Raw genomic sequence first — 14,599 nt, 5'->3', positions numbered from 1 at the left:
TGGCTCGCCAGGGAGCACCCTCATCCCCAGCCCTTCTCCCGCAGGAGAAAGGAGCCAAAAGCCCTCTCCTGAGGGAGCTACTGCTTATACACAAACTGCTCTTAACGATGTTCACCTTCTCTCGATCCCCCCTAGCCCCCCATAAAAAGGGGGGAACGCAAAAAAGTCCCCCTTTTTAAGGGGGATTTAGGGGGATCAAACGCAGACGAGGCCAACATTTGAACGTTATGTATAAGCAGTAGCCTGAGGGAGAGGGTTGGGTGAGGGATTGCATAACTGGGATGCACTCAAAACAAAGGCTAGAATAAAGCATAATTTACGGCTCGTCGCCTCCTAGATTGACCGTGCAATTTTGGTCAAAAAGCCTGCGGATTCGCTTGGTCAGTTATTTTTCGCTCCTGTCCCTCCTGACGGTGATTAGTGTTGGGGTGTTGACTTTTTTGGGAGCACGGGTACTGATCACCCGGTTGGTATTTGATCGGTTGCGGGTGTCAGCATTCCTCAAGGCTGATGCGATCGCCCTGTGGATTGAAAATCAGCAGGAAGCCACGACGGCGATCGCCCAACTCAATGAAGTGCGCGATCGCCTTCCGGCCCTGTTGCAAAACCCCACAGCGGGCGATCGGGCCGCCCTCGACTCCGCCTACATTGAAACCAAACGCCTCCTCACCTCCACCCTCGCCAGTCGCCCAGAACTCGCGGAGATCATGATTCTCGACCAAAAGGGCGGGCGCGTCGTCCTCTCCACCAATCCAGAGCATGAAGGAGAATATCGCGTTAAAGACAGCTATTTCACCGAAGGGCTGCGGAACACCTACGTCCAAAGCGTCTATCCGTCGCCGGTGACCAATCGCCCCACGATCACGATTTCCACGCCCCTCGGTGATGCGCGGGGGCAAGTGGTGGCGGTGCTGGCGGTGCATCTCAATTTAGAGCAAATGGATCGGATTGTGACGGAGCGGGTGGGCTTGGGGCAAAGTGGAACGAGCTACTTGGTGGATGCTTACAATGCGTTTGTGTCCGGCGATCGCTTTGGGAAAGAGGACTATCCCAGAGGGGTGCATTCCGAGGGAATTGATAAAGCGATTAACCAACAGGACGGCGGCGGTCTCTATTTGGACTATGCCGGTGTGCCGGTGATTGGCTATTCGCGCTGGGTGGATGAATTGCAGGTGGCGCTGCTAGTGGAAATTACCCAAGCGGAAGCCTTTCGCCCGGCGCGACAGTTGGCCTGGGGGATTTTTATCGTCGGGTCGGGGTCGGTGTTGTTGGTGATGGCCGGGGTGTCGTGGTTTAGCTTGCAGATTACCCGGCCAATTTTAGCGATTAAAGAGGCGGCGATTCGGGTGGCGAATGGGGATTTTCGGCAAATGGCTCCGGTGATGACCAATGATGAGGTGGGGGTGTTGGCGCAAGCGTTTAACCAAATGACGGAACGGTTGCAAGACCTCTATGCGGGGTGGGAAGAAAAGGTGATGCAGTTGGAATTGGCGGAAATGTCGGTGCGGAAAAGTTTACAGGAGTTGGAGATCGAACAGGCGCGATCGGAACGGTTGCTGCTCAACACATTGCCCCAGGCGATCGCGAAACGGCTCAAGGTGGGGGAAAGCGTGATCGCGGAACATTATGAGCAGGTGACGGTGTTGTTTGCGGATTTGGTGAATTTTACCCAGATCGCCGAACGGATGCCGCCGAAGCGGTTAGTGGAGATGCTCAATGAGATTTTTTCGGAGTTTGATCAGTTGAGCGATCGCCATCAACTCGAAAAAATTAAAACCATTGGCGATGCCTACATGGTGGTGGGGGGATTGCCGGAACCGAACCCCTACCATGGGGAGGCGGTGGCCGCCATGGCCTTAGATATGCTCACGGTGCTGAACGCATTTAATGCCCGCACGGGGGAAACCCTCAACCTGCGGATCGGGATACATTCGGGGTCGGTGGTGGCGGGGGTGATTGGGATGAAAAAGTTTACCTATGATCTGTGGGGCGATACGGTGAATTTGGCCTCGCGGATGGAGTCCCAAGGGGAAACGGGACGCATTCAACTGTCGCCGGTGACCTATGAGTTGATCAAGTCGCGTTTTGACTGTGTGCCTCGTGGCCCGATTGAGGTGAAGGGGAAAGGGTCGATGGTGACCTATTTTTTAGAGGGCGATCGCGCTGTCTTTGAAGAGCGATCGCCCTCCAACCCGTTACAGATTCGCCCCCATCCCGATCATCCCCCGTTGCAAGATCCCTAAACTGGGTACAATCGTGATATTAAAATCATGACCCCTATTGCACAGCCCCAACCGTTATGACCCGACGCTATTGGCTTGAGATTACAGAATATGTTTTTTTAGCAGGTTCTGTGGTGGGAACGATCGCAGCGGCGGCCACCCAACAAGTTGTGTATGCGGCGGTGCCGTTGACGATTACGGTGGGTCTTAATATGGATAACCGGAACCGGATTAATCAACTCGGACAGCAACAACAACTGTCGGGCTTAACGCATCTCCACCAAATTATTGATCCGATCGAAGAACGCCTCAGTGAACTAGAGCAGGCCACGACCACGATTCAAACAGTCACTCAAGATCATTCACAGCAGGGTAAAGAGGCGATCGCTCAACTGCAAAAAACGATCAATCCTCTCAAAAATAGCCTCGAACAATTGAAAACCCAGACCCAACAATTAGACACCCGCACCCAACAACAACTACGGGAATTCAAAGAAAATCAATTGCAAACCAAAGAATCCGCAGTGGATCAGATTGAACAGTTTTTCAATCGAATTCGGGAACATTTGGCAGAATTGGAATTGCTGGCGGGGCAGGTGAATCCGGCGACGGAAACCCAATTAACGGAGATTCAAGGGGCGATCGCTGATCTACAAGCACGGTTCAACGCCCTGCCAGACACCACAAGCCTCGATTCAACACAGGTACAGCAGATCGCCGCCGACTACCAAGCCACCCTCACCGCCCAGCTTGACGAAAAAATTGACCGGGCGATCCAAGACCAGCTTGATCCCGTCCGTCACGATCTAGACAGCCTCAAAACCCAGGTTCAACAGATCAACCCAGACACCGATCAACAACTCCAAGACCTGCGCACAGCGATCGCCCGCCTGCAAGCCACCGTTCCCCCCGACTCCGACTCCGGTAGCCTCGCCATTGAACCGGCTCCCGCCCCCCTCCTGATCGCCCGTAATGGTCAGCACAGCGAGCAACACCATTGGCAATGCGCCTATATCCTCGATGCCCACAGCAGCGGTGTGAATGCGATCGCCATCAGTCGCCACGGCCAAACCTTCGCCAGCGGCAGCGATGATCACACGATCAAACTCTGGAACCTCTCCACCGGCCAAGTCCTCCGCACCATTGGCCAGCCCAATGGGTCAAGCGGGGTTGCCCAAGTGAAAACCGTCGCCATTAGTCCCGATGGTCAACTGCTGGCCAGCGGCGGCGATGACAAGACGATCAAACTCTGGCCCCTGTCCCCCGGTCGCGCCACCCATGTCCTCAATGGTCACGCCGGGACGGTGAAATCCATCCGCTTTAGCCCCGATGGTCAAACCCTGATCAGCGGCAGCGATGACAAAACCGTGCGCATTTGGAATCTTTCCACGGGTCAACTGACACGCACCCTGACGGGTCATTCGGAATGGTTCACCGGGGTGAAGTCCGTGGCGATGAGTCCCAAAGGGAACCTGTTGGCCAGCAGCAGCGACGACAAGACGATTAAACTCTGGGACTTGGCCACGGGGGAAAATCTCCGCACCCTCGTTGGCCACCACGGCACTATTAATGATCTGGTCTTTAGTCCCGATGGGGCCTATGTAATCAGCGGCAGTGATGACACGCTAATTAAGGTGTGGCAGGTGAGTGATGGGCGCGAGGTGGCGACCCTGTCGAGTCATCGTGATGCGGTGTTAGCGATCGCCCTCAGTCCTAATGGTCGCATCTTGGCCAGTGGAAGCTGGGATCGCCGCATCATCTTGTGGGATTTGGGCAGCGGCACGCCGATCGACACCTTAACCGGCCATTCTGCGGCGGTGTCCTCCCTCGCCTTCGGCCAAGCCCGCCAAGGCAACGGCTCTAGCCCCCTCTGGTTGGTAAGTGGCAGCAGCGACGACACGATCCGCGTCTGGCAACCGGCCTAGATGCGATCGCCCTCCCGCCCCCCGTTGCCCACTCTGGAACCCGTTTAAACGGGTTTTCGCTTTGAGGCGGGGATTGAAATCCCCGACTGAGAGCTACTTTGAGCGGCTCCCCCCTTTTTAAGGGGGGCTGGGGGGGATCACGAGAATTTTGGCACTTGAAATCGATTTATGGATAAGCCCTCTCCTGGGGGAGAGGGTTGGGTGAGGGGTTTTAAGGGGGATTACCACGGATTTTCCGCCTATAGCAATCCTATTTGATTCATGAACAGGCAAGGGGCTTAAGCCCCTTGTTGATGAGGAGATAAGATCTCCAATGGATTGAGGATCGCTATAGCCCCAGGTTTGGTGTTAATAGTCGATTTTTTCGATGTGGTCGCGCACTTCATTGAGGTCGATATAGCAATCGGTGGCGTTGCGTAATTCCCGTGCAATCATGCCCTCAGTAGAGACCACTGTAATATGAGTATTTTTCGATCGCAACAGTTCAATCGCCCGTTCAAAATCGCCATCGCCACTAAACAAAACAACGCGATTATATTGCTCACAGGTGTTAAACATATCCACCACAATTTCAATATCTAAATTCGCTTTTTGGGAATAACGCCCCGACGAATCATCATAATATTCCTTGAGGATTTTCGTGCGCACCGTATAGCCAAGGCTGATCAGCGCATCTCGGAAACCGCGCTGATCTTGGGGATCTTTTAAGCCGGTATACCAAAAGGCATTGACGAGCATTACGGTGGGTTCACTTTTGAAATATTCTAAAACCCGACGGGGATCAAAGAACCAACCATTTTTTTGTTGAGCATAGAACATATTATTCCCGTCAACAAAAATAGATAAACGATTTTGCGGAAAAAACATAAAAGAACAACCTAATTAATTTAGAAAAAATCCAATAAATAATCTAGATATAGTCAGAGATAGATTCAGATGATCGGGATTGTCAGGGCTGAGGGGTCATCCTTATCGGCTCAGTCCGTCTCAACCCAGGCTGGTCAGATCCCATCGCAGCCTTGGACGTTGGATGATGACAACGTTCTAAAAGTATCCCACAACGCTCTAGCCCCGTGAGTAAATTTGAGGGGAGGGGCGATCGCACCTTACAAAATCGCACCTTACAAAATCGCACCTTACAAAAATGAGCACCAGTCACTCCAGCCGCCAGGATAGAGTTTAGCCGGGGGGAGGTCTGCGATCGCCAACGAGAGCAAATTCACGCAGGCCGTCACGCCCGAACCGCAATACATCGCCACAGCGCCATCTAGGTCAATCCCGTCCCACCGTTGGCGCTGTTCCGAGGGCGATCGCCAATACCCCGCTGCCGTCGTCGCCTCGCGCCAGGGTCGATTCACCGCCCCTGGAATATGGCCGGCGATCGGGTCAATGGGTTCGCGATCGCCTCGGTAGCGATCGGCATCCCGTGAATCCACAAGGGTTAACATGCCGCTGACCTGACCCTGGCGCACCTGTTCCCGCTCTATACACCAATCCGGCTGTACCTGCGGGACAAAATGCCCCGATCGCGGTTCAGGGGTCGCCGCCGTGACAGGACGCTGCTCCGCCACCCAGGCGGGCCATCCCCCATCCAAAACCATCACCGCCCCATGGCCGTAGTACCGCAACAGCCACCACAGCCGCGCCGCAAAGGCACAGTAGGCATCGTCGTAGGCCACCACAGCGGTTTTGCCCCAGATGATCCCCATCGCCGCTAATTTTTCTCCGAGAACGGTGGGATCGGGGAGGGGATGGCGACCGCCATGGGATGCCACAGGGGCGGAAAGATCGGTATTGAGGTCAAGATAATACGCACCGGGAAGATGAGACTGCTGGTATTGAGTCCGTCCCCACTGGGGATCGGCTAACTGAAAACGGCAGTCGATCACAACGAAATTCGGATCAGCCCTGCGATCGCCCAGGGCAGCCGTGGAAATAAGAGGATTCATAGAAATAAAACATTTTAATGATACATAAGGGGCTGGTTTGGTCGGCTGCACCTCCTCTTATCCGGATGAACGGCGATAATGTTTCACAATTAAGAGACAGTTTTGCTGGTGCTCGGTGCGCTGGTAACTGAGGTGATCGGCAATTTTCTGCAAAATCGCGATGCCTCGTCCGCCGCCGCCGCTGCTGTTACCGGCTTGGGCATTCACCTTATTTAAACAGGCTTCGAGATCAAAGGGGGGGCCGTGATCCCAAATGCGAATTTCGATGCGATCGCCATAACGTAGCACCTCTAGCTCAATGGGTGTCATCGTGGCTAACCCCTCATGGGCATGGCGAACAGCGTTGGTGAAGCCCTCCGCTAAAGCCAACTCACACTGAATCCAAGTTTTGGAGTCAATTTCAGGACTATAACTCGCATTAAACCAGGCCAAAACAGGGTCAAGCTGCTTTAATCGAGTTTGAGTCGTGAGCGTGCTTTGATGCAGAACGTCCAATCGGAAAACTCCTGTTCAAAATTGCTGACCAAAACCACTAGGTTACAAGCCTCGCCATGCCAAGCCAACTTTTCGATGAGCTGTTGACTCGTCAGGAAGTTAGCTCTAAGGCTCGCTAGGCTGGGAATTCCCATACCTTTCGGCTGGAGAGGATGTCAATTAACCTAGGATGGTGGGATGATATGCCACCCCATTGGACAATTGATCCCCAATCCGCTGTAGTCCCCCTTCACCCCCCCTCACCCAACCGCTCCTAAGAAGGCGAGAGCGTTGGGCTCCCTGCCTGGAAATCAGGGCTAATGGGTGGGGTCATGGGCTCGGATTTCAGATTAGACTTCGTTTGTACCCAGAAAAACTCTCCCATAGTTTAACGTGAAGTGGAAAGCAATCTTGAAGTATCACCGTAGAATGGGTTACGCCATCTATCCAAGCAAAATCCTACAATCTAAATGAAGCCGCGAATTATTATTCCCCGCGTTCCCGATGACTCAGAATAATGGCTCTGCTATGGAGAATATTGTAATTATTGACGATGACCCGGCGATTCAGATGCTGTTAAAGCGGACGCTGGCAAGTCGTGGCTATGAGGTGACGGTGGCGAGTAATGGGGCGGATGGATTGGCACAGGTGCAGGCATTACACCCGGCGATGGTGATTTGTGACTGGGTGATGCCGAAGATGAACGGCTTGGATGTGTGCCGTCATGTCAAGTCGTTGCCGGAGTTGGCTACGACGTTTTTTATTTTGCTCACCTCGAAGGGGTCTGTGGAGGATCGGGTAGAGGGGTTGGATGCGGGGGCGGATGATTTTCTCTGTAAGCCGATTGAGATGTTTGAGTTGGAGGCGCGGATTCGCTCCGGGCTGCGGCTCTATCAGCTTAATAATGATTTGCAACGGCAGAAGCAGTTATTAGAGACGGAATTGGCCGAGGCGGCGGATTATGTCTGTTCGTTGTTGCCGGAGCCGTCACCGTTGCCGCCGTTGGTGGTGGATATGCGGTTTATTCCGTCGAGTCAGTTGGGGGGGGATAGTTTTGATTATTATTGGCTTGATGATCAGTATGCGGTGATGTATTTGCTTGATGTGTCGGGCCATGGGTTGCGGGCGGCGTTGCCGTCGGTTTCGGTGCTGAATTTGCTGCGATCGCAAGCCCTCAAGCAAGTCAACTATCGTCAACCGGGGGAAGTCCTCGCCGGTTTGAATGAAATTTTTCAAATGACCGCCCGCAACGATAAATACTTCACAATCTGGTACGGGGTCTATAACCAAAAAAATCGCCAACTCACCTACGCCAGTGCGGGGCATCCCCCCGCGCTCCTGCTCTCCCCCCAACGAAATGGCACGATCCACACCTCACCCTTGAAAACCCCTGGTTTTCCGGTGGGGATGTTCCCCAATGTGGTCTATGAAGAGGCCGTCTGCAAAGTTGCGCCCAATTCGAGCCTCTATTTGTTTAGTGATGGTATTTATGAACTACCCCAGCCCGGTGGGGAACTGTGGGGCTTAGACCGCTTCACCCGCCAGTTACAGGACTATCGTTTAAGCCCCGATCGCAACCTCGACCAAATTATTGCGCAGATGAAGGTGATCAACCAAAATCTGGCGTTTGATGATGATTTATCGTTGCTCGAAATTAACTTTGCCCATTAGCTCACGCTGGAGGGCGACACGCTATTGCGGTGCGTTGATTTTGGCTTCAAAGTCATCGCGGGTGTCGTAAATATCAAAGACCCGATCCATGCTTGTCAACTCAAACAACATTCTGATCTGTTCATTGATCGAACAAAGACACATCTGAGTTTTGGCGGCTCGCACGGTTTTGAGGGCAAGCACCAACGCACCTAACCCTGAGCTATCCATGAAGGTGACATCCTTAAAGTCGATCAAGATCATTTGTACCCCATTGGACACATGATCACTAATTTCTTGGCGAAATTCATTCGCCTTCGTGCCATCTAAGATGCCGGACGGCTCAACCACTTTAATTGCTGGATTCATAGGGTGTAAATTAAAACGCAAGATGTGACTTGGCAAGGGTGAACGTTGCCAGTATAGCGAGAAGAACCGCTTTGGACTAGACTCCAAGTAAGCGAGTTCGCCTGAATTGAGGGAGATTAATTCTTCGTTTTGAATTCGGCAGTGAATCTTAAGCCTACACCACTGGCTTGGTCGTGCAGGGTTTTGTTTTTGAACCAATTTGACGGGATAACAGCGGGGTTCGATCCCTGGGTTGATGACCGGTGATTCAGAAACGGCGATCGCACGTCCCATTCCTCTCCCTCTCGTTGTGCCAGTTAAATCATCATGGAAACCTACGATGTCATTGTTATTGGGGCAGGACATAACGGCCTTGTCTGTGCCGCCTACCTCCTGAAAGCTGGGTATAGCGTGCTCCTTCTCGAAAAACGCCCCGTCCCCGGCGGTGCTGCCACCACCGAAGAAGCCATGCCCGTTGATGCGCCGGGCTTTAAATTTAATCTTTGCGCCATTGACCATGAGTTTATCCACCTCGGCCCGGTGGTGGAGGAGTTGGAACTGGGGAAGTATGGCCTAGAATATTTGCCCTGTGATCCGGTGGTCTATTGCCCGCTGCCCGATGGCTCCCAATTTTTAGCCCATAAATCGATTGAAAAAACCTGCGCGGGGATTGCCCACTATAGCGAGCGGGATGCGGTCAAATATGCGGAATTCGCCAGCTATTGGCAGCAGTTGGGGGGTGCGATCGCGCCCCTGTTCAACGCGCCCCCGATGGCAATTCTTGATATTCTCGGTAACTACGGCCTGGAAAATTTAAAAGACCTCCTCTCGGTGTTGGGATCGCGCAACAAGGTGCTCGACTTCGTGCGCAACATGATCACCTCCCCCACCGAGTTACTTGAGGAATGGTTTGACAGCGAAACGATCAAAGCCCCCCTGGCCCGCCTCGCCGCCGAAATCGGTGCGCCGCCCTCTCAAAAAGGCATCGCCGTCGGCGCGATGATGATGGCCATGCGCCACCATCCGGGGATGTCTCGCCCCAAAGGCGGTACGGGAGCGTTAACCCAGGCCCTCGTCAACCTCGTCACGGCCAAAGGGGGGAAAATCCTCACAGAACAGGCCGTTAAACGGCTGCTGATTGACGATGGGCGCGTCATAGGGGTGGAAGTGGCCAACGGTAGCGAGTTCCGGGCGATTAAGGGGGTGATTTCTAACATCGATGCGCGGCGGCTGTTTTTGAATTTGGTGGCCCCGGATGAGATTGGCGCGGCTGATCCGAAGTTGCGCGATCGCCTCGATCGCCGCATCGTCAACAACAACGAAACGATCCTGAAAATTGATTGTGCCCTCTCCGAAGCGCCCCGCTTTGAAGCCTACAACCACAGCGATGAATATTTAGTGGGGTCAGTGTTGATCGCCGATTCCGTGGATCATGTGGAAAAAGCCCACGCCCTCTGTACCTTTGGCGAAATCCCCGATCGCGACCCTTCTATGTACGCGGTTTGTCCGACGATTCTAGATCCCTCCATGGCTCCGGAGGGTAAACACACCCTCTGGATTGAATTTTTCGCGCCGTACCAAATCAAAGGCGCAGAGGGGACGGGGCTGGATGGCACGGGCTGGACGGATGCGGTGAAGGAACAAGTGGCTGATCGCGTCATCGACAAACTGGCCACCTATGCCCCCAATGTGAAACGCTCAATCATGGCGCGACGGGTGGAAAGTCCGGCGGAACTAGCCCAGCGATTGGGATCTTACAAGGGCAACTGTTATCACATGGACATGACCTTGGATCAGATGATCTTTTTCCGACCCTTGCCGGAAATCGCCGACTATAAAACCCCCATCGAGGGGCTGTATCTGACGGGAGCGGGAACCCATCCGGGGGGATCGATTTCGGGAATGCCGGGGCGCAACTGTGCGCGGGTGTTCATGCAGGCGCAACATCCGTTAGTCCATCGCTTGGGGGATGCCCAGGCCTATGTGCAATCGCTGTTTAAAGCGGCCTTAGGACTGTCGGAAAAATAAGCCCTAGCGTTCTTGCGATCGCCAATGGGGTTTGAGGGTGTGGGTGAGGATGGCGCGGCAGTTGTCGGGGGTGTAGTGGGCGGTGGTCATCCGGGGGGTTGCGTCAATATTGAGGAGGCGATCGCGCTCTTCGCGGATCGGCTTAATCCCGCAGGGGCTGCGTTTCCAGTCTAAAAGCTGACTAAACCGCTTCAGCATCAGGTCTTCGGTGTTGTAGAAGTTGAACAATGTGCCCTCAAGATTATTCGCCACCCGCCCCCAGTCTTTACCGCGATCGCGCCGCACCGTCCCCGCCAACAGCACCGCATCCCGCAGGTGAATATCCGCCTCCGACCAGTCCCGCAGCCCATAGTAGGCCACCTGTGTGCCGTGGGCGATCGCCCAGAAAGACACAGTAGCCACATTTAACTCCCAAATCAGTTTCGGTAAAAAGCTCTTGCCGATGCGCTTGAATTGGTTACGGCAGCGGTTCCAATGGGCGATCGCGGCTTCGGGTTCCTGCTGCGTCAGCGTTCCGAGGGTCAGATTCAACTCCTCATCCCACTGCAATTGATAGATTGCCCCTGCCCAGCCTAGGTCACGGATCAGCGATCGCCAAGCCTCGCCACCCATGCCCCCCGGCGCATGGCCACAGCCTCCCCCCATCACGATCAACGCTTCTGAGGGGCCAACGGTGGGCTCAAGGGGAATTAATTGGGGACGTTTCATCAGCGGAGAATCAGCCAATACAGGACAATTGCAGGGAACAGAGGGGCTAAAATAAGAGCACGACGCGGAAGCCAACACATTTTTTTGAAGCCAACGAAGTTTTATTGTTATGCCAGCAACAGCGACCTCAACGACCTACGAAGCCGTTATCGGCCTAGAAACCCATTGTCAACTCAACACCAAAACCAAAATTTTTAGCCCGGTTTCGACGGAATTTGGTGCGCCGCCGAACACGAACATCTCGCCCATTTGCTTAGGGTATCCGGGCGTTTTGCCGGTACTCAATGAAAAAGTGTTGGAATCCGCTGTTAAAACGGGCTTGGCGCTCAATTGTCAAATTGCCCCCTACAGCAAATTTGATCGTAAGCAATATTTTTACCCAGATTTACCCAAAAATTACCAAATTTCTCAATACGACCTGCCCATTGCTGAACAGGGTTGGTTAGACATTGAACTCGTCGATCCCGTCACAAAAGAGGCGACCCGCAAAAAAATCGGGATTACGCGCCTCCACATGGAAGAAGATGCGGGCAAGTTAGTCCATGCGGGGAGCGATCGCCTCTCCGGTTCCACCCATTCCCTGGTGGATTTTAACCGGGCCGGGGTTCCCCTCCTTGAAATCGTCTCCGAGCCGGATATTCGCACCGGGGCCGAAGCGGCGGAATATGGCCAAGAATTGCGGCGGATTGTGCGGTATTTGGGGATCAGTGACGGCAATATGCAAGAAGGGTCCTTGCGTTGTGATGTGAATATTTCGATTCGTCCCGTGGGTCAAAAAGAATTCGGCACGAAGATTGAGATTAAAAATATGAACTCGTTTAGTGCGATCCAAAAGGCGATCGACTACGAGATCGAACGGCAGACCAAGGCCCTCGAAGCTGGGGAACCCCTCTATCAAGAAACGCGCCTTTGGGAAGAGGGCAGCCAACGCACGATCAGTATGCGCAAAAAAGAAGGGTCAAGCGATTATCGTTATTTTCCGGAGCCGGATTTACCGCCGATTGAGGTATCCAAAGAACAGTTAGAACAGTGGCGCTCGGAGTTGCCGGAACTCCCAGCGGCGAAGCGCGATCGCTACGAAACCGATCTGGGACTCTCGCCCTACGATGTGCGGGTGCTCACCGATGACCATCAAATGACGGCCTATTTTGAGAGTGCGATCGCCACCGGAGCCGACGCGAAACAAATCGCCAACTGGCTCATGGGCGACATCCTGGGCTACCTCAACAGCGAAAAACTCAACATCAGCGACATCGCCCTCACCCCCGCCACCCTCGCCGAACTCCTCCAACTGATCGACGCAGGCACAATCAGCGGCAAAATCGCCAAAGACATTCTCCCGGAACTGCTCACCACCCCCGTTGATTCCGTGGCGAAGCTCGTCGAAAGCAAGGGCATGACCCAAATTTCCGACATGAGCGCGATCGAAGTGATGATCGATGAATTGATCGCCGCCAACCCCGACAAAGTCGAACAATTCCGCGCCGGCAAAACGAAGATTCAAGGGTTCTTCATGGGTCAAATCATGAAACAAACCAGCGGCCGCGCCGACCCCAAACTCACCAATCAACTCCTTGTCAACAAGCTCAAGGGCTAAACCCTAGTGGCATGACATACCTCAATCGGTGGGTTACGGCGGATCGCTGAATTGCAGTGATAACAGGAGTTTAAGCTGCCTAACCCACCCTACAATAAAGCACTATTTTAACTGTGCCATTGTCGTGGTGTTACGGCACACGCTAATTGGTGGGTTACGGCGGATCGCTGAATTGCAGTGATAACAGGAGTTTAAGCCGCCTAACCCACCCTACAATAAAATATCATTTTGGCTGTGCCATAACAGTAGGGTGCTGTTAGCGAAGCGTAACGCACCACCGCTGGGATTCAGACAAAACAGGGAGCAGGATGCTCCCACCCCCTTCAAACTTCAGATTTTGTCGTACATTTCAACTTTCGTCCTGTACTCAAAATTCATCATTAACTATGCAAAAATCAGGCAAAATTTTACGGAAACTTCACCTATAAATTGAAGAAACAGGGTTTGATGGTAGATAGGGCATACAGTATTGTGCCAGTATGGTTTTTGTTTGGGTTAGTCACAGCGACAGGAACATTTTGTTTATTGGGGTTATGGTAGTCATGAAAAACGCAGTTCAATCTCTTCTCTTCGGTGCATCTTTAGCCTTAGGTTTAGGCACATTCGCCACCCCCCCCGCCTTAGCGGGAACCCTCACCGGCGCGAGCGTCAGTGGGACTCACCTCACCTACGGTGTCACTGGGAATGAAACCTTCAAAGTCGCCAATACCGCCACCAACTGGCAAACGTCCCTCGATGGCTTAGGTAATGTGGAACTGGGCGGCAACACCAACACCCCCAACACCGCCGACTTCAACAATGCCATTACCCTGACGGGTGAAGTGGATGGATTTGATGTGGTGATCAGCAGCCTCACCGCTGCGGACTGGTTTGGCGTGGGGAATGCCACCACGAGTTACGGCAATGATGATTTAGCCAATATCTGGTTTGATGCAGCCTTTGCGGCCTACGGCATCACGGATGATGGTATTGCTCAGGCCGTGAGTGGCGTTGCTTATCAAACGGTGTTGGGTCAAACGGGTAACCCGGTGTTAGCCCAATTGGCAGCGGCTCAAGCCGCAGCAATGGCCCCGACAACATCTAGCCTGTTCGATCGCTTCTTGACCAGTGGTGGTTTTGAGCGGTTCAGTGATCCCAACGTGCAGTCTGTGGCGAGTAATGTGGAGGGCGGTCTTGATATCGTTCTTGCGGGTCACTACGACGCAACGCCGCAACTCTTTTCATTCTTGAACAGCACGGAATTAGCGGTGGTGGCAGCCTTGGCCGGTGGCCCGATCCAAGCCAGCGAGTTGGTGAAGGTGTCCTATAAAGGCAATAGTTACTATCAATTTGGCTTCTCTGCCACGCAATCCGGTGTGGTTGATCCCCTGGATAATGTGTCTCACACGGGGAATTACACCTTGGCCCAAGCGGTTCCGGCGGAATCGGAATCGGTTCCGGAACCTTCGTTGCTGTTGGGTTTAGCGGTGGTGGGGGGTGCGATCGCTTCCACCCAGCGCAAGTCTGCCTAAACCCTACCGACGGATTAACCCCCTGAATTGATGGCATTGGACTAACCCTTGACATACTCCCCCACTAAACCCTACGGGCTATAGTGGGGGATTCTGAACAGCCAGTTACCTGACCATTTATCCACTCAAACAACGAGAGTTGCAGAGGGTTGCTAGGCTCAACGACTAACGCCATTGATTTATCCTG

Annotated in this window: 11 protein-coding genes; 6 read left to right on the top strand and 5 right to left on the bottom strand. The window is 53.4% G+C overall.

Annotated elements, in window-relative coordinates; translation table 11 throughout:
- Positions 1-344 precede the first annotated feature (344 nt).
- Positions 345-2,243: an adenylate/guanylate cyclase domain-containing protein gene (locus PN477_RS07790; RefSeq protein ID WP_272116060.1), complete on the top strand. Its 1,899-nt coding sequence runs from the start codon at positions 345-347 to the stop codon at positions 2,241-2,243.
- A 56-nt stretch (positions 2,244-2,299) separates the two neighbouring features.
- Entirely contained in the window at positions 2,300-4,147 is a 1,848-nt protein-coding gene (locus tag PN477_RS07785) for a WD40 repeat domain-containing protein (RefSeq protein ID WP_272116061.1), read from the top strand.
- A gap of 348 nt (positions 4,148-4,495) precedes the next feature.
- Here PN477_RS07785 and labA read toward each other — a convergent pair whose 3' ends face one another.
- From labA to PN477_RS07770, 3 genes are all read right to left on the bottom strand, one after another.
- A complete protein-coding gene (gene labA / locus PN477_RS07780; protein WP_072621361.1) occupies positions 4,496-5,014 on the bottom strand; it encodes a low amplitude/bright protein LabA in 519 nt (172 codons plus the stop codon).
- Between the two features lie 269 nt (positions 5,015-5,283).
- Positions 5,284-6,096, bottom strand: a complete 813-nt coding sequence (locus PN477_RS07775; protein ID WP_272116062.1) for a sulfurtransferase — start codon at positions 6,094-6,096, stop codon at positions 5,284-5,286.
- Between the two features lie 57 nt (positions 6,097-6,153).
- Positions 6,154-6,591 (bottom strand): ATP-binding protein, encoded by a 438-nt coding sequence (locus PN477_RS07770; protein ID WP_272116063.1) that lies wholly within the window; start codon positions 6,589-6,591, stop codon positions 6,154-6,156.
- A 507-nt stretch (positions 6,592-7,098) separates the two neighbouring features.
- Between PN477_RS07770 and PN477_RS07765 the strand changes: the two genes are divergently transcribed.
- Complete coding sequence (locus PN477_RS07765; protein ID WP_272116064.1) at positions 7,099-8,241, top strand: PP2C family protein-serine/threonine phosphatase; 1,143 nt, start codon at positions 7,099-7,101, stop codon at positions 8,239-8,241.
- Positions 8,242-8,262: 21 nt separating this feature from the next.
- On the opposite strand, the gene PN477_RS07760 is transcribed toward PN477_RS07765, so the two are convergent.
- Positions 8,263-8,589: an STAS domain-containing protein gene (locus PN477_RS07760; RefSeq protein ID WP_272116065.1), complete on the bottom strand. Its 327-nt coding sequence runs from the start codon at positions 8,587-8,589 to the stop codon at positions 8,263-8,265.
- A 306-nt stretch (positions 8,590-8,895) separates the two neighbouring features.
- Here PN477_RS07760 and crtO point away from each other — a divergent pair, with 306 nt between their 5' ends.
- Positions 8,896-10,596: a beta-carotene ketolase CrtO gene (crtO, locus tag PN477_RS07755; protein WP_272116067.1), complete on the top strand. Its 1,701-nt coding sequence runs from the start codon at positions 8,896-8,898 to the stop codon at positions 10,594-10,596.
- 3 nt (positions 10,597-10,599) lie between these two features.
- Here crtO and PN477_RS07750 read toward each other — a convergent pair whose 3' ends face one another.
- Positions 10,600-11,304: a hypothetical protein gene (locus tag PN477_RS07750; RefSeq protein ID WP_272116069.1), complete on the bottom strand. Its 705-nt coding sequence runs from the start codon at positions 11,302-11,304 to the stop codon at positions 10,600-10,602.
- Between the two features lie 109 nt (positions 11,305-11,413).
- Between PN477_RS07750 and gatB the strand changes: the two genes are divergently transcribed.
- Complete coding sequence (gatB, locus tag PN477_RS07745) at positions 11,414-12,901, top strand: Asp-tRNA(Asn)/Glu-tRNA(Gln) amidotransferase subunit GatB (RefSeq protein WP_272116072.1); 1,488 nt, start codon at positions 11,414-11,416, stop codon at positions 12,899-12,901.
- A gap of 542 nt (positions 12,902-13,443) precedes the next feature.
- Complete coding sequence (locus tag PN477_RS07740; RefSeq protein WP_272116074.1) at positions 13,444-14,412, top strand: NF038130 family PEP-CTERM protein; 969 nt, start codon at positions 13,444-13,446, stop codon at positions 14,410-14,412.
- The last annotated feature ends 187 nt before the right edge of the window (positions 14,413-14,599 follow it).

The organism is Spirulina subsalsa CS-330 (genome assembly GCF_028330765.1).
Classification (GTDB): domain Bacteria; phylum Cyanobacteriota; class Cyanobacteriia; order Cyanobacteriales; family Spirulinaceae; genus Spirulina; species Spirulina subsalsa_A.
Note: the sequence above shows the minus strand (reverse complement) of the source record. Positions and strands in the feature narration are given on the sequence as shown.